Below are 22,125 nucleotides of genomic sequence, written 5' to 3' on the forward strand. Positions count from 1 at the left end.
CTGCGCCGATGCAAGCCCCCGCCACGATCGGTCGTCGCAGGTAGCCTAGTTTGCCCGACGGCGCTTACGCCTGGAATTGCCCACCACCGCGCGTTCGCGGGCGCCGAGGGCCGATTTGATGGTCCATCGCAGCGGGGCCTGCCACCAGCGCGGATGCCGGTCGGCCAGGAATGTATAGGTGCTGCGGTGATGTGCGGCCAGGTTGCGGGCCGGGTCACGTCCGGTGGAATGTCCCTTGTCGTGCAGGATTTCGGCGGCCGGCACGTACACGTTCTGCCAGCCCCCGCGTGCCAGCCGGTCGCCCAGGTCGACGTCCTCCATGTACATGAAGTAGTTCTCGTCGAATCCGCCGATCTGCCGGAACGCCTTGGTGCGCAACAACAGACACGAACCCGACAACCAGCCGACCGCGCGTTCGCTCGGCTCCAGCCGGTCCTGGCGGTAGGCCGCCGTCCACGGGTTGGATTTCCAGAACGGACCGACCACGGCATGCATGCCACCGCGGATCAGGCTCGGCTGATGCCGGGCCGAGGGGTACACCGAACCGTCGGGATCGCGGATGAGCGGTCCCACCGAGCCGGCGGCCGGCCAGCGCGCCGCACCGGCGAACAGCTCGTCGATGCTGTGCGGCCCCCATTGCACGTCAGGGTTGACCACCACGAAGAACTCCTGGTCGACGACGCTGTCGGGCGTGTCGAGGTAGGCCGCCACCGCGCGGTTCACCGCGGTGCCGTAGCCGAGGTTGCCGCCGGTACGGAACAACTCGACGTCGGCATACCGGTGCAGGGCCGCCTCGGGGGCACCGTCGGTCGATCCGTTGTCGGCCATCACCACCAGCAGCTTGCGATCGGTGGCGTGCGCCAGCGTCTTCAGGAAACGGTCCAGATGCGGGCCGGGCGAATAGGTCACCGTCACCACGAGCAGCGGGCGGTCCGGCACAGGTGATCTGTCGGACTGCGTCCTCGGCGGTCCGGAAGGCTGCTCGATCACGGGCTAGAGGTTAGCGGGCCGACGGCCGTACCCGCACCAGGGTGTGACCCGCCGAACCCCGGGCTACCGGCCACGGCAACCGCTCACCAGTAGCCTGTCCTGGTGCCAGGTCGACTGTTCCGCATCCTCGCCGTCATGCTGACGGTGCTCGTGACGGTGGGCACCGGCTTGGCCTGGAGCAGCCTGCGTTCGCTGGAATCGGGCATCAACCGCATCAGTGCCGCGGCCCTGGGCGGCGGGGGCGACGACGGTGCCGTCGACATCCTGCTGGTGGGCATGGACAGCCGCACCGACGCGCACGGAAACCCCTTGTCAGAGGACGAACTCGCGACACTGCGGGCCGGCGACGACGTCTCCACCAACACCGACACCATCATCCTGGTTCGTATCCCCAACAACGGGCGCTCGGCCACCGCCATCTCCATCCCGCGCGACTCCTATGTGCAGTCGCCGGGTCTGGGCAAGACCAAGATCAACGGCGTCTTCGGTCAGGTGAAGCTCGAGAAGATGAAGGAACTCGTCGAGCAGCAGCGCGAGGACGCGGCCACCGCGGAACCGAAGGCCGTCGAGGCCGGACGCGAAGCGCTGATCAAAACCGTGGCAAAGCTCACAGGCGTCACCGTCGATCACTACGCCGAGGTCGGGTTGCTGGGCTTCGCCTTGATCACCGACGCGCTCGGCGGCGTCAACGTGTGTCTGAAGAACGCCGTCGACGAACCGTTGTCGGGGGCCAACTTCCCGGCCGGCTGGCAGAAACTCAACGGCCCGCAGGCCCTGAGCTTCGTGCGGCAGCGCCACGATCTGCCCCGCGGCGACCTGGACCGGGTGACCCGTCAGCAGGTGTTCATGGCGTCGCTGGCGCACGACATCATCTCCGGGCAGACTCTGTCCAGCCCCAGCACCCTGGGCCGGCTGCGCCAGGCCGTGCAGCGGTCGGTGGTGCTGTCCGACGGTTGGGACATCATGGATTTCGTCCAGCAGATGCAGAAGCTGGCGGGCGGCAACGTGGCATTCGCCACCATCCCGGTGCTGGCCGAGGACGGCTGGAGCGACGACGGCACCCAGAGCGTCGTGCGGGTCGATCCCGCGGAGGTGCAGGAGTGGGTGGCCGGTCTGCTCAAGGATCAGGCCGACGGCAAGACCGAGAAGCTGGCCTACACGCCCGGCAACACCACCGTCGACGTGGTCAACGACAGTGACATCAACGGGCTGGCCGCGGCGGTGTCGGAGGTACTCACCGCAAAGGGCTTCGTCGCAGGCAAGATCGGCAACAACGAGGCCGACCACGTGACGGCGAGCCAGATCCAGGCCGCGAAGTCGGACGATCTCGGGGCGCAGGCCATCGCCCAGCAACTGGGCAATCTGCCCGTGGTGGAGAACGCATCGGTGCCCAGCGGTGCCGTGCGGGTGGTGCTGGCGCACGACTACGCGGGGCCCGGCTCCGGCTTGGAGGGCGGAACGCACACCGTGACGCAATCCGCTGCCGACACCACCGATTCCGGTGCGACCACGCCGGTGCCGCCGTCCCCGATCATCACGGCGGGTACCTCCGATCCGAAGTGCGTCGACTGACCATGACCAATCTGTCCAGCGCGATCCTCGACCCGTTGCTGCGTGCCGACCCGGCCGGGCCGCGCATCACCTACTACGACGACGCCACCGGCGAGCGCATCGAGCTGTCGGCGGTGACGCTGGGCAACTGGGCCGCCAAGACCGCCAACCTGCTGCGCGACGAACTGGGCGCCGGGCCGGGCAGCCGGGTCGCGGTGCTGCTGCCCGCGCACTGGCAGACGGCGGGCGTGCTGTTCGGAATCTGGTACATCGGCGCGGAAGTTGTTGCCGGCGAATCACTTCCGGCGGACTGTGACGTCGCGCTGTGCACGGCCGAGCTCCTCGACGCGGCCGACGAGACCGGCGCCGCCGAAGTCGTGGTGCTGTCACTCGACCCGTTCGGCAAGTCCGTCCCCGACCTGCCGATCGGGGTCACCGACTACGCCACCGCCGTGCGGGTGCACGGCGACCAGATCGTGCCCGAACGCGCGCCCGGTCCGGCACTGGCCGGCCGGTCGGTCGACGACGTGCTCGCCGAAGCCCGCAGCGGTGCTGCGGCAAAGGGATTCACCGCAGGCACCAGGCTGCTGTCGACCGCCGCCTGGGGTACCGCCGACGAACTCGTCGCCAACCTGCTGGCAGTGTTCGCCGGCGGCGCCTCCCTGGTGCAGGTGGCCAACCCCGACGCGGGCGCGCTGGAGCGGCGCCGCGCGACGGAGAAGGTCACCCAAGACCTCTAGCCCGACGCGTCAGCGCAGCAGAGCGCGGGACATCACGACCCGCTGAATCTGGTTGGTGCCCTCGTAGATCTGGGTGATCTTGGCGTCGCGCATCATGCGCTCCACCGGGAAGTCGACGGTGTAACCGGCGCCGCCGAACAGCTGCACGGCGTTGGTGGTGACCTCCATCGCGACATCCGAGGCGAAACACTTCGACGCCGCCGAGATGAAGCCCAGGTTGCCTTCACCACGCTCGGCGCGGGCCGCGGCGCTGTAGACCATCAGCCGGGCCGCCTCGGTCTTCATCGCCATGTCCGCGATCATGAACTCCACGCCCTGGAACTGGCTGATCGACTTGCCGAACTGCTTGCGGTCCTTGGTGTAGGCGATGGCCGCGTCCAGCGCACCCTGCGCCACCCCGACGGCCTGCGCGCCGATCGTGGGACGGGTGTGGTCGAGCGTCGCCAGGGCGGTCTTGAAGCCGGTGCCCGGCTCGCCGATGATCCGGTCGCCGGGGATGCGGCAGTTCTCGAAGTACAGCTCGACGGTCGGCGAGCCCTTGATGCCGAGCTTGCGCTCCTTCGGGCCGATGGTGAAGCCCTCGTCGTCGAGGTGCACCATGAACGCCGAGATGCCGTTGGCGCCCTTGTCGGGGTCGGTCACGGCCATCACGGTGTACCAGGTCGACTTGCCACCGTTGGTGATCCACGCCTTGGCGCCGTTGAGGATCCAGTCGTCGCCGTCGGCCTTGGCGCGGGTGCGCATGGCGGCGGCGTCGCTACCGGCCTCGCGCTCGGACAGCGCATAAGAAGCAAGCGCGCCATCAACCAAATCCGGCAGCACCTTGCGCTTGAGATCGTCGGACCCGCTCAGGATCAGGCCCATGGTGCCGAGTTTGTTGACCGCGGGGATCAGCGACGCCGAGACGTCGACCCGGGCGACTTCCTCGATGACGATGCACGCGGCGACCGAGTCCGCGCCCTGGCCGCCGAACTCCTCCGGGACGTGGACGGCGTTGAAGCCCGACGCGGTCAGCGCGTCACTGGCCTCCTGCGGGAAGCGGGCGTGCTCGTCGACGTCGGCGGCGTACGGAGCGATTTCCTTCTCGGCCAGGGCCCGGATCGCGGCCCGAAGCTCCTGATGCTCTTCCGGCAGCTGAAACAGATCGAATGACGGGTTACCGAGAGACATTGATGGCTCCTTGCCTGCTCATGTGGCGAGATACGGGTTGCTACTCGTCGGTAACTTTACCGCCCCTGGCCCGACACCTTCTGCAGACCACGGACCAACTCGCGGTAGGTGCGGTGATAGACGGTGCGCAGCGTCTCGCTACGGCGCAGCACGTCGACGGCCGTCACCGGGCCGAGCAGCAGCACCGGATGCCCGGCGAAAACCGAGGTGGTGTGCTGCATGCGGGCCGAGCGGTGCGCCGCCGACTCCAGTTCGGCCTGGTAGTAGTCGCAGTACTCCGGCTGGGTGAAGAACACCTTGTTGAACCCGATCGCGAACGGGGCCAGCCCGGCTCCGTCGTCGAGGTACTTCAGTGTGCCGACCGCGACGCCGGGCCAGAACTCGTTGAAGACGTCGTCGGCGATCACGACGCCGCCGTCGGCCAGCGTGGCCTCGGCCAGCTGCATGTCGCTGTAGACGATCTCCTCGGTGTGCCCACCGTCGACGCTGAAGAACCTGATGGGCCCACCCGCCTCCTCCAGCAGCACCTCGGGTGCCAGCTTGGTGGAGTCGCCCTGGTGGATCACCACGCCGTTCATCGACGACCACACATCGACGTTGCTGGTGAACTTCGCCAGGTCACCGGCCCCGGAACCGTCGATGTTGAGGTCCTGGTCGCCGAAAATGTCGATGGCAACAGACTTTTCGTCGTCTCGCTGCAACAGGTTCAGGCCGATGAACAGCTTGCCGTGGTGCACGCCGATCTCGGCGACCGCACCGGCGACGGACCTGGCCCGCTGGGCCTCGTCCAGCGCCCCCGCGACCAGGAGCACCTCTGGCTCCATGAATCCCGTGACGAGCTTGTGGCCGACGCTGCGGTACCGCGCGAATGAAGATTTCATCGCTCGTGAGCTTACTTGCCCAGCAACCGATTCCGTAGCGCCTCGTCCTTGTCGAGCACCATCTGCTCCAGGTCCGCCTGGAAGCGCTGCATCCGGGCACGCAATCCGGCATCGGCCGACCCCAGGATGCGTACCGCCAGCAGGCCCGCGTTGCGTGCGCCGCCGATCGACACGGTGGCCACCGGCACACCGGCGGGCATCTGCACGATCGACAGCAACGAGTCCATGCCGTCCAGGCGGGCCAGCGGCACCGGCACGCCGATCACCGGCAGCGGGGTGGCCGACGCCACCATCCCGGGCAGGTGCGCGGCACCGCCGGCGCCGGCGATGATCACCTCGACGCCCCGGCCCGCGGCGGACTTGGCGTAGTCGAGCATGCGCTGCGGGGTGCGGTGCGCCGACACCACGCCAACCTCGAACGGCACCTCGAACTCGGCGAGCGCGGTGGCCGCGTCCTCCATCACCGACCAGTCGCTGTCACTGCCCATGATCAGGCCGACCCGCGGTCCAGCCTGTCCGGCCACGTGCTCACTCATGTCCACTCCATCCGTCCGTCCACTCAGCGTGCGACAACCAGTGCGCGGCCCGTACGGCCCGCTCACGCACGTCTGCCACGTAGTCCTCGTCGTCGAGCGAGCCGCCCGGCGCGCCGACGATGTTGACGTGCCCGATCTTGCGGCCGGGCCGCTCCCCCTTGCCGTACAGGTGCACCCGGGCCTCGGGCAGCCGGCCGAACAGGTGATGCAGCCGCTCGTCCATGGTCATCTCCGGTTGCGTCGGCGCACCCAGCACGTTGGCCATCACCGTCACCGGGGCCAGCGGTGCCGTCGACCCCAGCGGGTAATCCAGCACTGCCCGCAGATGCTGCTCGAACTGGCTGGTCGTCGCGCCGTCCATGGTCCAGTGCCCGGAGTTGTGCGGCCGCATGGCCAGCTCGTTGACCACCAACGCCCCGTCAACGGTCTCGAAGAGCTCGACCGCCAGCACGCCGACCACACCGAGCTCGTCGGCGATCCGCAGGGCGAGCTGTTCGGCCGCGGTGGCCACTCCGGCATCCAGCCGCGCCGCGGGCGCGATCACCTCGACGCAGATGCCGTCCTCCTGCACGGTGTGCACCACGGGCCAGGCCGCGCCCTGCCCGAACGGCGAGCGCGCGACCAGCGCGGCCAACTCGCGGCGCATGGCGACCTTCTCCTCGACCAGCACGGCGACACCGTCGGCCAGGTAGCCCTCGGCGGCGGCGCGGGCCTGCGCCACGTCGTCGGTCAGGGTGACGCCCTTGCCGTCATAGCCACCACGGCTGGCCTTGACGACGAGCCCGCCGCCAACCTCGGCGGCGAGTTCGTCGATGGCATCGAGATCAGCGGCCGACGCCACCTCCCGGTAGCGCGGCACCGGCGCGCCGAGTTCGGCCAGCCGGCGGCGCATCACCAGCTTGTCCTGCGCGTGCACCAGCGCCGACGGCGGCGGGGCCACATTGACCCCGTCCGCGACGAGGGCCTCCAGTAGCTCGGTGGGGACGTGCTCGTGGTCGAACGTCAGGGCCGACGCACCGGCCGCCACCTCACGCAGCGCGGCGAGGTCGGTGTGCGAGCCCAGCACCACCGCCGGACTCACCTGGGCGGCCGGCTCGTCGGCGGAGACCGCCAGCACCCGCAGGGTCTGGCCGAGCGCGATGGCTGCCTGGTGGGTCATGCGGGCCAGCTGGCCGCCACCGATCATTGCCACGACGGGGGGTTGCGTCACGGCGCCTAGTTTGTCACGCACCAGGGATGTCCCCCGAATCTGCCTATGCCGCCTAGCTACCGCCCGCTACCTGCACGGGTACGTGAAATGCAGGTACTTTCCGTAAACTGCCCGATTATGTCGTTCACCGAGGCCACAATCGCGCGGCTCCCGCGAGTGGTCAGGCCGTTTGCCGAACGGCATCACGAGCTCATCAAGTTCGCGATCGTCGGCGCCACCACGTTCGTCATCGACTCGGGCATCTTCTACACGCTCAAGCTCACCGTGCTCGAGCCCAAGCCGGTGACGGCGAAGATCATCGCCGGCATCGTCGCGGTGATCGCGTCGTACGTGCTGAACCGCGAATGGAGCTTCCAGAACCGCGGCGGCCGCGAACGGCACCACGAGGCCCTGCTGTTCTTCGCGGTCAGTGGCGTCGGCGTGCTGCTCAGCATGGCCCCGCTGTGGGTGTCCAGCTACATGCTGCAGTTGCGCGTGCCCAATGTGTCGCTGACCGTCGAGAACATCGCGGACTTCGTGTCGGCGTACATCATCGGCAACCTGCTGCAGATGGCGTTCCGGTTCTGGGCGTTCCGGCGCTGGGTGTTCCCCGACGAGATGGCGCAGCACGCACCCGACATGACGCTCGAGGCGACCATGACCGCCGGCGGTTTCGCCGAGGCCTACGACGGGCTCTCGGACGACCCTCAGCTGGGCGACTCCTCCGACCCCAGGGTGTCGAAGACTTCGTGATACAGCAGCGAGTGGACCTGCTCCACTCGCGGAATGTCATGGAATTCCAGCGGATCCTGCGATGCCGACTCGATGATCAGGGTGCCGGTGCGCAGTATCCGGTCGAGCAGTTGGTGCCGGAACTCCACACTGTTGATACGGGCCAGCGGAATGTCGATGCCCGAGCGGGTCAGCACCCCGCGCCGGAACATCACCCGGCGGTCGGTGATCACGAAATGCGTTGAGCGCCAGTTCAGGAACGGCCAGACGGTCAGCCAGCCGACCACCACCAGCCAGATCACCCCGATCACCGCGAAGATGATGTTCTTGGCGTTGCTGTCCCAGTTGGTGTGGTTGACCACCGCCGCGACGAACGCGGCCAGCGCCGTCCCGGCCAGGAGCACCACAACGGGGCCGATCAGCCGTTTCCAGTGCGGGTGCCGATGCAGCACGACATGTTCGTCGGCGGCCAGCACGTTGTCCGGGTAACCCATACCCAGACTCTAGGTGGTGCTGGGCCGCAAATGGACGACGTCGCCGGCGGAGACCGCGACGACGCCGTCGGCCGAGTTGATCACCAATGAACCGTTGACGTCGATGTCGGTCGCCTGCCCGACCACCTCGCGCCCGCCGGGCAGTTCGGCCCGCACCGACTGCCCCAGCGTGCTGCTGTGGTCGCGGTAGACAGCCAGCAGCTCGACGTTGCCGCCCGCGCGCCATTCGGCGATCCTGGCCTGCAGACGGTTCAACAGCGCCACGGCCAGCCGCTGTCGATCCGGCTGCGCCACACCGAGACTCAACAATGACACGGCCACCGGGTCGGGCAGTTCGTCAGCCGCGAGCGACACGTTCAGGCCGATCCCGACGACGATGACGGGCGACCCGCCACCGGGTGCCGCGACCTCGGCGAGGATCCCGGCCAGCTTTCCGGTGCCCACCAAGACGTCGTTGGGCCACTTGAGTGCGGCCTGCACGCCGGCCACCTCGGCGATCGCCTCGACGACGGCCACCCCGGCTGCCAGCGACAACAGACCCCAGGTTTCGCTCGGCACGTCGGTGGCGTCCACGCCGACCGACACCAGAATCTGTGAGCGCGGCACCGCCGACCAGGCGCGGCCCTGGCGTCCCCGGCCCGCGATCTGGTCCTCGGTGAACAGGGCCACCCCGGCGACCTTCTCACCGGCCTGCGCCCGGGCCGCGAGATCGGCGTTGGTGGAGCCGGTTTCGGCCACCACCTCGACCCGCCAGCGGTCACCGGACTCCGCCTGGATCGCCGCCGCGTCCAGCGGCAGCCGGTCAGCAGTCATTGGTTACCTTCTTCCCGGCGAACCGATCCGCCATCCAGTCGAGCATCTCCTGCGCCGCGGGCGGGTTGTGTCCGCCCCGCGGATCGAACTCTGCGGTCACCGTGCCACCGAGCGAGCAGGCCCGCCCGATCGCGGCCTTGGTCCAGCCGGCATCGATGAAGGGGTCCTGACCGCCGTACCAGACGTACAGCGGCGCCGTCAGCCGTCGTTGCGGAATCGCCCATGCCTGCAACAGATTCTGCAGCCGCTCGGCGGCATCCGGCGAGACCGGGAGGAAGTCGCGCGGCCCGAGCTGCCCGGAGGCGACGGCGCGCTTGTAGGCCGCGTCCGCACTGCAGTCCGTCAGCACATTCCAGTAGCGCGCCGCCCCGCCGTGCCGGTAGTCGTCCCGGTTGAGGTCGGTGTGCAGCCGGGCCAGCGATTCGATCAGTGCCTGCAGCACCGGCCGCTGCTCGCTGGTCAACGTACCCGTCTGCGATTTCGACACCAGGCCACTGACATCGGCCGCGGGAGCGACGGCGACGGCACCGACGAGCGTGAGCTCCGGGGCGTAGGGCTCGGCCTGTTCGTCGGCGGCCCATGCCGCGGCACCGCCCTGCGAGTCACCGAAGGCCGCCCACGTCGTCCCGACGTCACCGAACACATGACGCGCCGCGCGGACCGCATCGATCAGGTTGAGACCGGCGGTGCGGGCGTCGGAGTACGGGTGGATGCCCTTGACGCCGAGGCCCTGGTAGTCGGGCAGCGCGACGGCGTACCCGAGATTGATCACCACTTTCGCGATGGGCAGCAGGTTCATCAGCGTCGGTGACAGCGACGGCCCGCAATTGTTGTCGATGCCCAGGGTGCCGTGGCCGAGGGCCACCACCGACCAGCCCGCCTTGGGCGCCTGGCCCAGTGGGGTGAGCACCGCACCCGAGACGACGGTCTGTGCACCGGTGTCACCCGAGGTGGAGCGGTACACCACCCGTGCGGCGCGAATCCCCTGGCCATTGAAGGTGCTGGTGACGCCCGGCATGGTGGTCGCCGACAGCAGGCTGCCCGGACCGGAGCCGGTGAGATCGGCCGAACCGATCGGCTCCGGAGCGCCCGACAGCGGGATGAACATGTCCAGGACCTTCGAGGTCCCGATCAACACCAGTGGTCGCAGGTAGGTCGCGGCGGTGAGTCCACCGACGACGAGTACGGCGACCACGATCCACGGCAGGGCTTTACGCATCAAAGGGGATTATTCACCGGCGGTCGCCCGAACGGGTTCAGTAGGCGCCGGAACCGCCGATGATGGTGCGGAACGTCTTGGCCGCGATCAGCAGATCGTTGGTGATGGACCAGTTCTCGACGTACGACAGGTCGAGTCGCACCGAGTCCTCCCACGACAGATCGGCCCGGCCACTCACCTGCCACAGCCCGGTGATCCCGGGGAGCACCAGCAGCCGGCGGCGCACCTGCTCGTTGTAGGTGTCGAATTCACGGCGCAGCGGCGGCCGCGGACCGACCACGCTCATGTCGCGGCACAGCACGTTGAAGAACTGCGGGAGCTCGTCGATGCTGTAGCGCCGCAGGTACTTTCCGACGAGCGTGACTCGCGGGTCCTCGTGGATCTTGAACAGCACGCCGCTGCCGCTCTCGTTGAGATCCAGGCTGATCAGGTCGTCGACCATCCGGTCGGCACCCTGCACCATGGTGCGGAACTTCGTCATCTGGAAAGGCTTGCCGTCCAGGCCGATTCGCTCAGAGCGGTAGAAGACGGGGCCGCGGCTGGTGAGCTTGATGGCGATGGCCGACAGGACCATCAGCGGCGAGGTCACCGTGAGCGCGAACAGCGCGACGAAGATGTCGAAGGCCCGCTTCTGGAGTTTCTTGGTTCCGCTGTACTGCGGACGCTCGACGTGGATCAGCGGCAGTCCGGCGACGGGACGCATGGTGAGCCGAGGGCCGGCGACGTCGATGACGCTCGGCGACACGACCATGTCGATGCCCAGCTTGTCCAGCTCCCAGGACAGCTCGCGCATCCCTTCCGGCCCGAGATGATCGGTCGTGGTCAGGGCGACGGCGTCGAAAGCGGCCTTGGCGATGGCATCGGAGACCTGGGACTCGTTGCCGAGCACCGGCAACTCGCCGACCCCGGCCACCTCGAAGGTGCCACCTGCCGGGCGTCCGGTGAGGCAGACGCCGGCGACGGAGTAGCCGTACCACCACTCGCGGTGCAGGGACTGCACCAGATTGCTCACGGCGCGCGGGTCGCCGACCGCCAGCACCGAGGAGACGCACTTGTTGCGCCGGCGCAGCCGCGCCAGCACCCGGCGGCAGACGGTCCGGCCGACCACCAGGCCGACCAGACCGAGCGGCAGCGCGACGGCCAAGTAGCCGCGGGCGTAATCAGGGCGGAAGATCATCAGTGCGACGGCGATGATGCCGACGGTGGCCAGCGTCGCGGAGAAGACCCGGCGGTACTCCTCGACACCGGCGCCGACGATGCGCGGCGAACGGGTCCGGTACGCGGCCAGCATGGCAAGCCAGATCACGGCGACGAAAAGGGACAGCACCGAGTAGTACGAGAAGACGTGCAGGTACGTCGAAGTGAACTCCAGGGACGCATTCGGTGTACCGAGCTTGACGAACTGGGCACTCGCCAGGGCCAACACCACCACGAGCAGATCGAATGCGATCAGGCACCACCGGTAGCGCGCTTGCCATGCTCGGTCAGCTAAAGGCGCGACGGCCCGTACAGGAGGCGCGGGAGAAGCCTTTTGAACGAAGAGTTCTTCTGCCACTGACACTGACGCCTACTCCCTCCCATTTGCTGGAAGTTCGCTATAGCCCCCGCTCAGCGAACTGCGACTACTATCGCATCGTTTGCTCGAAATTACCACCGATCGGAAAAATAGGCAGGTCAAGCACAGTGTCCCTGGAGGGCGGCCTTAGCGAACCCGGCAAACTGATAGAAGAACGTCAATTCCCACCCGATCGGCGAAAAGTCATAGTCCCTGGGCAGCGCCACCGCAACCACTGAACCCTGGTTCGTCGAATAGCACTGCCGGAAGACCAAGCGGGCACGCGGCAGGTGATACCGCCAGCTGACCACGATGATCCGGTGCCAGGCGCGGCCCTCGGAAAGTTCGCGCATCATCATGGCCTCGCCGCGGGTCGTCAGGATCTCCGGCTTCCGGCAGATCACCTCGATGTCCGTCGCCGGCGCGCAGGCGCTCTTCATCTGCGGGTCGCCCGGCAGATACGGATTGGACAGCACGACGGTGCGCGCCCAGCCCTGCCGGGCCAGGCTCAGTCCGTACTGTTCGCGGCCGTCGTGTTCGCCGGCCAGCACGATGATGGCGTCGGCCCGCTGCAGTTGATCGGATTTGGCGTTGGCGAACAGCGCCACCCCTGCGAGCCCCACATCGACCAGCACCACGACCGTGACCACGGCGATGACCCGACGAATGACCCGGCCGAGATCAGCGCGCGGCATGGTCCGCAAGTTGTTCCCCACACATCTCGCGGTACTGCTGCCACATGCGGCGACCCAACTCGCGCTGCCCGGCGGCGCTGTAGTGCCGGTCGTCCGGGCTGTTGTACGAATCCCGCGGTCCCGGCACGAAGGTGCTCAGCGGCCACCGGTTCGGGGTGTCGGCGTGCACGGCGTCGATCGCCGCGTAGGGCTTGCCGCTCAGCTCCATCTCCTCGGGCACCATCTGCCCCAGGACGAACGGCAGGCCGGCGCCGTACCGCGCGCGCAGGTCACCGATCAGCGAGTCGAACTTGACCTGGTACTGCGCGCCCGAGATCAGCGGCACGTCGGTCTCGCCCTGGTGCCACAGCACGGTGGCGATCTCGCTGCCGGGAAACCGCGCCAGTGCCGCATCGATGGCCGCCACCGCCCGGCGGTACAGGTTCACCCGGGTCTTGCGGTCCGCCGGATCCCAGGTGTGCCCGTTCTTCGGGGTGAACGAGGTGTCGCCCCGCGCACCGGGGATCAGCAGCACCGGGCGCCCGGTGGCCTCGGCGAGTTGCTTGGCGAAGGTCGGGCCGAAACCGACGTATTTGCACGGTATCTCGTGCAGCAGTGGCTGCGTCGCCAACACCGCGGTGCCTTTGGACGGCCCGCACATGGCCCACTGGTGCACCAGCGGATGCGGCCGGTCCAACCCGTCTGGGTCGACGGGCAGCCCCATGCCGAACGCGTTGGACTGCCCCAGGATGGGCAGGATCAGGTACGGCCGTTCGGGGGCGCCGACGGCGGTGCCGCGCGGCGCGATCAGTCGCTTCACGATGCATTTCGCCTCGATCAGCAACTGCTGATGAATCGGGCTGTCGCCGTCGGGATTACGTGGTTCCCTGCGCAGGACAGTCATTGACCGCCTCGCCTCCCCTGAATCGTTCTGCCAGCCACCGCAATTGACCCGGACCGTCGATGTCCGCGTGCCCGCCATCCGGCTGGAAATTCCAGACCACCGTACCGCCCAGCGAACACGCGCGGGAGATGGCGGCCTTCGTCCACGCCGCGTCGAGGAAGCTGTCCTTGCCGCCGTAGACCACCGACATGGGCGCCGACAACGGCTGCTGCGGCAACGCCCAGTCCTGCAGGTAGCGCCGCAGCCGGTCGGCTGCTGCCGCGTCGACCGGGGCCAGGTCGGTCGGTCCGATCTCGTCGATGGCGGCGGCGCGGTAGGCGACGTCGGGACCTGAGCACGCCGACAGCACCTTCCAGTACCTGGTCGCCGCGCCCCTGCGGTAGTCGTCGCGGTTCAGGTCGGGATGCAGCCGGGCCAGCGACTCGACGATCGCCTGGAACGCCGCTTCCTGGTCCTTGGTCATGGTGCCGGCCCTGCCCTGATCGAAGATGCCGGCCTTGTCGACGATGCCCGCCACGTCGGCCGATGGCACGCTGGCCGCCGCGCCGATCAGGTCGAGTTCGGGGGCGTACGTCCGCGCCTGTTCGTCGGCGGCCCACGCCGCACCGCCGCCCTGCGAGCCCCCGAACACGGCCCAGCGGTTGGAGATGTCGCGGAAGGTGTGGCGCAGGGCCCGAACGGAGTCGATGACGTTGCGTCCCGCGGTGCGGCTGTCGGTGTACGGATGGACGCCGGGCGAACCCAGCCCCTGGTAGTCGGCGAGGGCGACGGCGAAACCGAGGTGGACGAAGCCCTGCACGAAGACCACGTTGCCGAGCAGATTCGCCGACAGCGACGGCGCACAGGGCTGGTCGATGCCGGTGGTGCCGTGCGCCAGCGCGATCACCGGCCAGCCGCCGTCCGGCGCCTTGCCCATGGGCGTGAACACCGATCCCGAGACCACTGTCGGCGCGTCGGTGTCGCCGGAGGTGGACCGGTAGACCACGCGGGCGGCCTGCAGGTCCTTGCCTTCCACCGAGTTGGTCACCGTGGGCATGGTCATCGCGCTGATCAGGCTGCCCGGGCCGGACGCCGTGAGGTCGGCGGTGCGGATCGGCACGGGGTTACCGATGCCGCCGTGCCGCAGCTTGTCCAGCGCCCAACTACCGACCTGCCACATCACCGGCAGCGACGCCGCGATCAGGAGCACTGCGGCGATCGCGGCACCCCATTGGATCGCACGACGCATTCAGGACCACCTGGTCCGGTACCGCTTGGCGAATTTCATGACGGGCTCTTCCACCGCGTAGTACGTGACGGCCGAGACCACCAGTGTCACCGCCAGGACGAGCGCGACGTTGCGCAGCATGCCGGGCACGGTGTCGCCGGCCATCAGACCCCAGCGTCCCATCAACAGCATGAGTGGGAAGTGCCAGAGGTACGCCGACAGCGAGACCTTGCCGACGAACCGGAAGGGCGCGGTGTCGAGCAGCTCCGCCAGCCCGGACCGCTCGCCGCGGAACAGCGGCGCGACGATCACCAGGATGCCCAGCGCGCACAGCACGGCCAGGGCCGACGTGGCGTACGGGTTCGCCAGCGCGATCAGCCCGAGCATGACCACACCCACCGGGAACATCGCCAAGAAGCTGTACAGCCGGACGCGGCGGCTGAGCTTCTCACGAATCACCTGGTGCTCCATGGCCACGACCAGTACCGCGGCCGCCATGCCGAACGCGAAGGTGTCCGAGTTGGTCAGGAAGGTCTTGGTGTAGACCGCGACCCAGTTGGCACCCCAGTTGATCTGCGTCGGGTCGGTCAGATGCAGCGCCGAGATCATCCACGGCACGAATGCCCGGCCGATGAACCCGAGCGCGATCAGCAGCGCCGGCCCGAGCGTCACGATCAGCCACGGCCGCAGGTTCGAGCGCCGGCCGAGGGCGAACAGCAGCATGCCCAGCAGCGGGATCGACAGGTAGAAGGCGTATTCCAGCGTCAGCGACCACGACGGGTTCAGGCCCGTCTGGAAGTACTTCGGGAAGTACGACTGGGTCAGGGTCAGGTTGGCGATCAACTGCCACGGGTCGGTGATCATGCCGGTGCCGTCTTCGGTGCGGGTCGGCTGCAGCGACGCGTTCTGCACGTAGACGATCTGCAGCAGGTAGTTGCACAGCAGGAAGATCACCAGGTAGCCGGGCAGGATCCGGGCGATGCGGTGGACGGCGAAATTCGCGGTGCTCGGCTGTTCGCGCTGCTCGATCAGGTTGCGCACGTACGGCAGGAACAGCAGGAACCCGCTGAGTGCGTAGAAGAAGATCAGCGACAGCCCGACCAGGTTCGTCTTCCAGTGGGCCGCGGTGTGCGGTGAGTAGTGGCCGGTGACGTGCATGACGGCGACGCCGAGGCACGACAGCCCGCGGGCGCCGTCCAGCCCGATGATGCGGGCCCGGGTCCGGACCGGTGCCGATGTCGGCGCGTTCACTGTCCTGCTCCCTGGGTGGATTCGAATGACGGACAACTGTTGGGCGCGGGGACGCCGTCGAAGCGGTCCTTGATCCAGTCGGAGGACATGGCCACGTCGATGTCGGCGTGCCCCTTGGTCGGCTGGAACATGATGTCGATGACGTCGCCGAGCCGGCACGCGGCGGAGAGCGCCTTGTTCGTCCAGTCGGGCAGCAGCAGCGTGTCCTGACCCCCGTACAGCACCAGCATCGGCGCGGATGTCGGGTCCTTGGGCAGGCTCCGCTTGGCCAGCAGTTCCTGCAGGGTCGCTTCGGCCTGCGGGCTCGCGGGCCGCAGGTCCGCCGGCGTGATCTTGTCGATCGCCGCGGCCCGGGCGGTGGCGTCTTCGGTGCGGCACGACGCGAGGACGTTCCAGTGCTCGGCCACGTCGCCACGGCGATAGTCCTGCAGGTTCAGCGACGGATTCTCTTTGGCCAGGGCGGCGAGGATCAGCTGCAGGATGGCGCCCTGCTCTTTCGACAGGCTACCGGCCGCCGCCCCGGAGGCCAGGCCGGTGAGATCGGTGGCCGGCGACAGGCTGACGGTGCCGACGAGCGTCAGTCCGGTGCCGTAGCGGGCGGCGAGTTCGTTTGCGGCCCAGGTGGCTTGGCCGCCCTGGGATACCCCGACCGCGAGCCAGCGGTCCGCCGATTCCGGCACCAGCCGGTGCGCCGCCCGCGCGGAGTCGATGACGTTGTAGCCCACCGTGGTGGCGTCGGCGTACGGATGGCCGGCGGTACCCGGCCCGAGGCCCTGATAGTCCGGCAGGCTCACCAGGTAGCCGGCCTTGACCAGCGCGGTGACCGTCGGCGAGAGACCGAGCAGCGTCGACGACCCGGACGGCCCGCATTCCGGTTGCATGCCGGACGTGGCGTGGCCGAAGACGACGATCGGCCACCCGCCCGGCGGCGGCGTCCCGTTCGGCACGAACACCGAACCCGACACCTCGGTGCGCTCACCGGTGATGCCCGACGTCGACGTGTAGGCGATGCGGGCCGCCAGCGACACCGCCGATTTCAGCCGCAGGTCCAGCGTGGGGAACGTCGACGCCGACACCAGTGCGCCGGGTACCTGACCGGCGCCCTTGGTGTCCGGTTTGAGATCGATCCCCGCAGCCGTAACGGGCCCGGCCTTTTTCGGGGGCGAATCACTCTGGCAGGCCGGTGCGGTCAGGCACACCGCGGCGAGCAGACCCGCCGAGACCGCGCGCCGCAGCCGCCGCGAGTTCATCCCGGCGTCCCGGCGCTCGCGTCACCGACCACCCGTTCGAGGTGCCTGCGACTCTGTACCCGATCCAGGATCAGCGCCCGCGCGATCACCGCGATGACACACAGCGCGAAACCGAGCACCGTCCCGGTCATCACGTAGGACCACACCCCGCCCACCCGCTGGGCGGGACTGGCGTCGTCGATCACGACGAGCGTCGCACCGGTACCGGCGACCAGGGCCAGCCGGGTCCCCACCGCGACCATGTCGTTGACGACCTCGTGCGCGATCTGCGTGGTCTGGTCGGCGTCACCGCCGGTGACCGTGACGTTCAACATCGCTGTGGCACTGGGCAATATGACGATCCGGGCGGCGAGTTCCTTGTCGGACTCGATCAGGCCCAGCTTCTGGATGATCGGCGCGGTGATCTGCGAACTGGTGGCCAGCTGCCGGTAGGTCTCCATCAGGCCGAGCATGTCGGCGTCGCCGTAGTAGGCGTCCAGCGGCGAGGCACTGCCCTCGGTCCTGACGAACACCGATGCGGTCGACTGGTATTCGGGCTTGGCGTTGTCCCAGCCGACCCAGCCCACCAGCGCGCTCGCGATGGTGGTGATCAGCACCAGCACCCAACTGTTCCTGACGAACAGCACGTAGTCGCGCACCCGCGGCACTGCGGCCGGGGTGATCATGTCGCCCCCACGCAGACGTCGGCGACGCGCTCGCCGTCGAACCGCGCCTGCAGCCAGGCCAGCGCGTTCTGCATCGTCTGATCGTTGATCTGGCCGCTGTCGCCGACGCCGCGCATCACCACGATCTGCTGGCCGCGGGCGCAGGCGGCCCCGGTGGCCGCCAGCACGCCGGCCGGCGGATTGACCGTGTCGGCCGTGCCGAATGCCACCAGCACCGGCGGATCAGCGGGTCCCGCAGCGGCACCGGGCAGTGCGACGGCGCCGAGGCGACGCTTGAGGTCCGCGGCCGCGGCCGCATCCTTGGCCTGGAAATCGTTGGGCGTCAACTGGTTCAGCGCCAGTTGGGCGGCCGCGACGTCGCGCGGGGCGCAGTCGACCAACACGTCCCACTGGTCCTTGAGTTTCGCCGAGCGGTGCGCGTCGAGATCGAAATCGGGCTGCATCGTTTCCAGGCTCTGCAGCATCCGAATCTGCAGCCGATACTGGTCGGCCGTCGCCAGCGCGGCCGTGCGGTCCGGGTCGGCCAGCGGCGCCAGATCGGCGATCGGGTTGACGGCCACCGCGCCCACCATGTTCATGCCCGCGCCGTAGGCCCCGTTGCGTTCTGCCGCGGCCCACGCGGCCAGGCCGCCTTCGCCGGCGCCGAGGGCGCCCCAGTTGGTGCTGGTGGACGGTACGGCGCGATGGATCGCGCGGGCGGCATCGATGATGCTGTTCCCGAGGCTGGCCGTATCCAGGATGGAGTGCTGACGGGCGCTGGAACCCGGGTCGATGCCCAGCCCCTGATAGTCGGACAGGGCGATGGCGAAGCCGCGCCGCAGATAGACCGACATCCCGGTCGAATAGCCCCAGAACTGCGGGGCGAGGGTCGGCGCGCACTTGGGCAGCAGCCCGGTGGTGTCGTGTCCGAACGAGATGATCGGCCAGCCGCCCTTCGGCGCCGGGCCCGCGGGCACTGCGATCAGGGCGCTGACCTGGATGGGACGGCCGTCCACGCCGCTGGTCGAGCGGTAGACGATGCGCGCCGCGGTGGCGCCTGCCTCGTCGAAGCTCCGGTCACCTTTGACGGGCTTCAACTCGACCAGCGAGCCCGGGCCGTCGTCGGTGAGGTCAGGAGCCGGGAGGGCCTCGGCGCCCGGGAACATCGGCGTCAGATCTCGGGTGGGACGCGCGTCGTCACCCGATCGGGGCGGCACCGGGCCCGACTGGCCACACGCAGCCACGGTGACCAGCACCGCAGCCAGTGCCAGTACGGTGCGCCGCAGCTCAACCCGACGTCGCATCACGGCTTCTGGTGCGCCGCCGTCTTGGCCTCGGACTCGGGTGCGGCCTTGGGCGCGGCCTTCGCCGCCGCCTTCTTGCCGCCACCGGACTTCGGGCCGTCGGACCCGCCGATGTGAATCTTGAACTCGACCGGTTCGTCGGTGGCAACCGAGCCGATCAGCACCGCGTTGGCGGACTTCAGGGTCTGCACGGCACGGGTGAGCGCGCTGCTCGTGGTGTGCCGAATGCGGCCGACCAGCAGCGCACCATCGGACAGCGCGGCGGCAACGGCACCGTCGTTGTACTTGCCCAGCGGCGGGGTATCCACGACGACGTAGTCGAACTGGGCGGACAGTTCGGCGAACAGGTTAGAGGTGTGGTCGCCCGCCCACAGCTCCCCCGGACGGGTGGTGGCGGGGCCGGCCGGCAACACCGCGATCCGGTGCTGACCTACGGGAACCTCGGGGATCAGGCCTTCGGCGAGGGTGTTCTCGCCGACCAGCACGGTGGTCAGGCCGCGATCGGCTGCGCCTTGACGGGCCGCCGGCGTCAGGTCCAATCGCTGCGCCACCGCCGGGTTGCGCAGGTCACCGTCCACCAGCACGACGCGCTTGCCGGTCTCGGCGAGTGCCGCGGCCAGGTCGATCGCCACGGTCGTACGTCCATCGGACGGCGACGGGCTGGCCACCGCGATCACCCGAGCGGCTTCATCACGGTTTGCCGGCACGGCGAACCGCAAATTGTTCCGGAGCTCGCGCAGGGCCTCGGGGTAGGCCCCCTCGGCGGTCAGGTCGACCACCGGCGCGTGGCTTCGCGCCGAGTCCGCGGGCAACGCGCCCATGAGCAGCGAACCACTGGCGTCGGCCACGCGCTCGCGGCCACGAACCCGACGGTCGATGATGCCGAGCGCAATCGCGGCCAGCAGACCGAGGACCGCACCGCCGGCGATACCCATCCCGATCCGGGTGATCATCGAATAACCAAGGGGCTTGGTCGGATAACCGGCCTCGTCCACCACGATGGCGCCCGCGGCCGGGCTGCCGCCGCGGCGGGAGGTCTCCAGCTCCCCGACCAGTCCGGCGAGCTGATCGGCAACCGCGCTGGCATAGGTCTGCGCCTGGCCCGGATCCTTGTCTGTCACCGAGACCTGCAGCAACACCGTCTTCGGCAGCGGGACGGCGGTGATCTTGGCCCGCAGCTCGTTGGCGGAGATGGTGGCCTTGAGCTGGTCCACCGCACGGGCGGCCACCTGCTCGCTCATGGCGAGCGTGGCGTAGGAGTTCACGCGGTCCTGGGAGAACAGGTTGTTCTGGTAGGCCTCGGTGACCGAGGTGCCGTTCTGGGTCGCCACGAACAGCGTCGCGCTGGACTGGTACTCGCGATCGCCGAATTCCCACCACGACCAGCCCGCGACACCCCCGACAACCGCGAGCGCCACGATCGCCCACCAGTACCGGCCGAATATCCGCAGGTACTCTTTGATCTCCAAGGTCGTGCCCCTTATTTCAGCAATGCGACAGCTCACAGATTAACGGCTGGGAACCGGACCGACCATTCAGACTCGCCACGGGTCCGGGCAACCTGCTTGAGCTTAGCTGGTTGAGCTGAGAACATAGTCGGCATGAACGCCCGTTTGGGTCAACTCGGCAATCTTAAATCATCGGCCGGGATTCTGGCTGGGATCATGGGCTTGGTCTGGTTGGCGACGTCTTTCGGCCAGCTCACTTTGTTGGGCATTGTCGCTATTGCCGCACTGGTCGCCGGCATCTATGTCGGTTTGCGGCATCCACTGTGGTTCTTGTACGGATTGGCGCTCGTCACCGGTGCTCTGCCATTCGGGTATTTCCCTGGCGTTCACGTCCCCTTATATCTGCCGTTCGCATTCGGTGCAGTGGTCGCGTTGTTCGTGCATCCCCGACTGGCCCGCCCGATTCACCCGATGGAATGGTCGATCATCGCTCTGGTGCTGACCTCGATCGCCTCCGTCGCGGTAACCGGCGTCGGCATGGGTGACGTCATCCAGATCGTCCGCTGGTCCGTCGTGACCCTCGTCGCGATCGCACTGAGCAGCCTGACCACCGAGCATCTGGAGAAATTCGGCCGGATATTCGTCTACGGGACGTTGTTCAACGCCGTATTCGGCTTGTACATCGTGGCTTTCGACCCCAATCAGACCTCGTTCCGATACCTGCGAGTCTTCGGCTATGCCGCGGAATACACGGCCACCCGTTTCGCCTTCACCGACGGCGGCATGGCCCGCTCCATGCGACTCGGCGGCACGTCGGTCGATCCCAATGCCGAAGGCATCGCGCTCGTGGTCGCGATCGCCGTCGCCCTGGTCGTATTTGCCGGCTGGCAGCGCATCGCGATCACCGGCATCTTCGCGGTCGCGTTGCTGCTCACGCTGAGTCGGGCCGGCATGTTCACCGTCGTCGCCGGGACGCTGCTGGTGCTGGCCTTCCACACCATGCGGTCGAAGGATCGCGCGCTCGCCATCGCCGCCATGGTGGCCGCCCTGGGCCTCGCGGCGGCGATACCCGAAGTGCGCACCAGGTTCATGCATTCCTTCAGCAGTGACGACGTCGGCTCCACTTCACGAATTGATGCCATCCGCGAATTCCCCGATACCATGGCCGGCTACTGGTTGTTCGGAAAAGGCTGGAACCGACTCGAATTCCGGGACGGCAACTATGCGTTCGTGCTGAACCACGTGTCGAACGCGCCATTGCTGACGATTTACCGCGGCGGCATCTTCACCGGCCTGGCGTTCTTTGCGATCATGCTGATCGGTTGCATCATGAGCTACCGGGCCATCCGCTCCAATTCATTTCCGTGGGCGGTGTATGGCGGCATCTTCATCGGATTCTGCGTTGTCGCGCTCCAACTCGATCACCCGGTGGTCGGTATCCCGCCGGCCACCCTCAAATTCTCGATTTTGCTGGCATTCCTGGTGCATATAGACCGAGAACGCCGAGAAGAGATACGGCTGCGACACGCCCAAGCAGATTCACAGCAAATGCCCATTACTGCTGCACACTGAG

Annotated in this window: 21 protein-coding genes; 4 read left to right on the forward strand and 17 right to left on the reverse strand. The window is 68.2% G+C overall.

Annotated features, from left to right (window positions below):
* Positions 1-45: 45 nt before the first annotated feature.
* Positions 46-939 (reverse strand): glycosyltransferase family 2 protein, encoded by an 894-nt coding sequence (locus TL10_RS12950; protein ID WP_043392339.1) that lies wholly within the window; start codon positions 937-939, stop codon positions 46-48.
* A 186-nt stretch (positions 940-1,125) separates the two neighbouring features.
* Between TL10_RS12950 and TL10_RS12955 the strand changes: the two genes are divergently transcribed.
* Complete coding sequence (locus TL10_RS12955; protein WP_192830228.1) at positions 1,126-2,562, forward strand: LCP family protein; 1,437 nt, start codon at positions 1,126-1,128, stop codon at positions 2,560-2,562.
* A gap of 2 nt (positions 2,563-2,564) precedes the next feature.
* Positions 2,565-3,281, forward strand: a complete 717-nt coding sequence (locus TL10_RS12960) for a TIGR03089 family protein (protein ID WP_043392333.1) — start codon at positions 2,565-2,567, stop codon at positions 3,279-3,281.
* Between the two features lie 9 nt (positions 3,282-3,290).
* Here TL10_RS12960 and TL10_RS12965 read toward each other — a convergent pair whose 3' ends face one another.
* Genes TL10_RS12965 through TL10_RS12980 form a run of 4 tightly spaced genes read right to left on the reverse strand, consistent with a single transcriptional unit; the run spans position 3,291 to position 7,078 of the window.
* A complete protein-coding gene (locus TL10_RS12965) occupies positions 3,291-4,451 on the reverse strand; it encodes an acyl-CoA dehydrogenase (protein ID WP_043392329.1) in 1,161 nt (386 codons plus the stop codon).
* Between the two features lie 56 nt (positions 4,452-4,507).
* Positions 4,508-5,332, reverse strand: coding sequence for a class I SAM-dependent methyltransferase (locus TL10_RS12970; protein ID WP_043392326.1), 825 nt, complete (start codon positions 5,330-5,332; stop codon positions 4,508-4,510).
* 11 nt (positions 5,333-5,343) lie between these two features.
* Complete coding sequence (gene purE / locus TL10_RS12975; RefSeq protein ID WP_043392323.1) at positions 5,344-5,868, reverse strand: 5-(carboxyamino)imidazole ribonucleotide mutase; 525 nt, start codon at positions 5,866-5,868, stop codon at positions 5,344-5,346.
* Positions 5,861-7,078 (reverse strand): 5-(carboxyamino)imidazole ribonucleotide synthase, encoded by a 1,218-nt coding sequence (locus TL10_RS12980; RefSeq protein ID WP_267884341.1) that lies wholly within the window; start codon positions 7,076-7,078, stop codon positions 5,861-5,863. Before TL10_RS12980 ends, purE begins: the two co-directional genes overlap by 8 nt.
* A 117-nt stretch (positions 7,079-7,195) precedes the next feature.
* Between TL10_RS12980 and TL10_RS12985 the strand changes: the two genes are divergently transcribed.
* Positions 7,196-7,810, forward strand: coding sequence for a GtrA family protein (locus TL10_RS12985; protein WP_043392318.1), 615 nt, complete (start codon positions 7,196-7,198; stop codon positions 7,808-7,810).
* On the opposite strand, the gene TL10_RS12990 is transcribed toward TL10_RS12985, so the two are convergent.
* From TL10_RS12990 to TL10_RS13045, 12 genes are all read right to left on the reverse strand, one after another.
* Positions 7,765-8,283, reverse strand: a complete 519-nt coding sequence (locus tag TL10_RS12990) for a PH domain-containing protein (RefSeq protein WP_043392315.1) — start codon at positions 8,281-8,283, stop codon at positions 7,765-7,767. The two genes, TL10_RS12985 and TL10_RS12990, sit on opposite strands and share 46 nt — an antisense overlap.
* A 9-nt stretch (positions 8,284-8,292) precedes the next feature.
* A complete protein-coding gene (locus tag TL10_RS12995) occupies positions 8,293-9,096 on the reverse strand; it encodes a biotin--[acetyl-CoA-carboxylase] ligase (RefSeq protein ID WP_043985955.1) in 804 nt (267 codons plus the stop codon).
* The gene (locus TL10_RS13000; protein ID WP_043392892.1) at positions 9,086-10,315 is read right to left on the reverse strand and encodes a lipase family protein; all 1,230 of its coding nucleotides are present in this window, start codon (positions 10,313-10,315) and stop codon (positions 9,086-9,088) included. The genes TL10_RS12995 and TL10_RS13000 overlap by 11 nt, the downstream gene beginning before the upstream one ends.
* Positions 10,316-10,352: 37 nt before the next feature.
* Complete coding sequence (locus TL10_RS13005; protein WP_110789063.1) at positions 10,353-11,747, reverse strand: sugar transferase; 1,395 nt, start codon at positions 11,745-11,747, stop codon at positions 10,353-10,355.
* 242 nt (positions 11,748-11,989) lie between these two features.
* Positions 11,990-12,565, reverse strand: coding sequence for a YdcF family protein (locus tag TL10_RS13010; RefSeq protein WP_043392310.1), 576 nt, complete (start codon positions 12,563-12,565; stop codon positions 11,990-11,992).
* Complete coding sequence (locus tag TL10_RS13015) at positions 12,552-13,448, reverse strand: sialate O-acetylesterase (RefSeq protein WP_043985956.1); 897 nt, start codon at positions 13,446-13,448, stop codon at positions 12,552-12,554. Before TL10_RS13015 ends, TL10_RS13010 begins: the two co-directional genes overlap by 14 nt.
* Entirely contained in the window at positions 13,420-14,676 is a 1,257-nt protein-coding gene (locus TL10_RS13020) for a lipase family protein (RefSeq protein ID WP_043392308.1), read from the reverse strand. Before TL10_RS13020 ends, TL10_RS13015 begins: the two co-directional genes overlap by 29 nt.
* Complete coding sequence (locus TL10_RS13025) at positions 14,677-15,906, reverse strand: acyltransferase family protein (protein ID WP_051954648.1); 1,230 nt, start codon at positions 15,904-15,906, stop codon at positions 14,677-14,679.
* Positions 15,903-17,156: a lipase family protein gene (locus TL10_RS13030; RefSeq protein WP_043392306.1), complete on the reverse strand. Its 1,254-nt coding sequence runs from the start codon at positions 17,154-17,156 to the stop codon at positions 15,903-15,905. Before TL10_RS13030 ends, TL10_RS13025 begins: the two co-directional genes overlap by 4 nt.
* The gene (locus TL10_RS13035; RefSeq protein ID WP_043392303.1) at positions 17,153-17,821 is read right to left on the reverse strand and encodes a YveK family protein; all 669 of its coding nucleotides are present in this window, start codon (positions 17,819-17,821) and stop codon (positions 17,153-17,155) included. The genes TL10_RS13030 and TL10_RS13035 overlap by 4 nt, the downstream gene beginning before the upstream one ends.
* The gene (locus tag TL10_RS29625; RefSeq protein WP_051954646.1) at positions 17,818-19,104 is read right to left on the reverse strand and encodes a lipase family protein; all 1,287 of its coding nucleotides are present in this window, start codon (positions 19,102-19,104) and stop codon (positions 17,818-17,820) included. Before TL10_RS29625 ends, TL10_RS13035 begins: the two co-directional genes overlap by 4 nt.
* Positions 19,104-20,573, reverse strand: a complete 1,470-nt coding sequence (locus TL10_RS13045; protein ID WP_043392301.1) for a tyrosine-protein kinase domain-containing protein — start codon at positions 20,571-20,573, stop codon at positions 19,104-19,106. The genes TL10_RS29625 and TL10_RS13045 overlap by 1 nt, the downstream gene beginning before the upstream one ends.
* A 132-nt stretch (positions 20,574-20,705) precedes the next feature.
* Between TL10_RS13045 and TL10_RS13050 the strand changes: the two genes are divergently transcribed.
* Positions 20,706-22,124 carry an O-antigen ligase family protein gene (locus tag TL10_RS13050; protein ID WP_043392299.1) on the forward strand — a complete coding sequence of 473 codons (1,419 nt, stop codon included), beginning with the start codon at positions 20,706-20,708 and terminating at the stop codon, positions 22,122-22,124.
* Position 22,125 lies beyond the last annotated feature (1 nt).

This window comes from Mycolicibacterium llatzerense, from assembly GCF_000878195.1.
Lineage (GTDB): Bacteria > Actinomycetota > Actinomycetes > Mycobacteriales > Mycobacteriaceae > Mycobacterium > Mycobacterium llatzerense.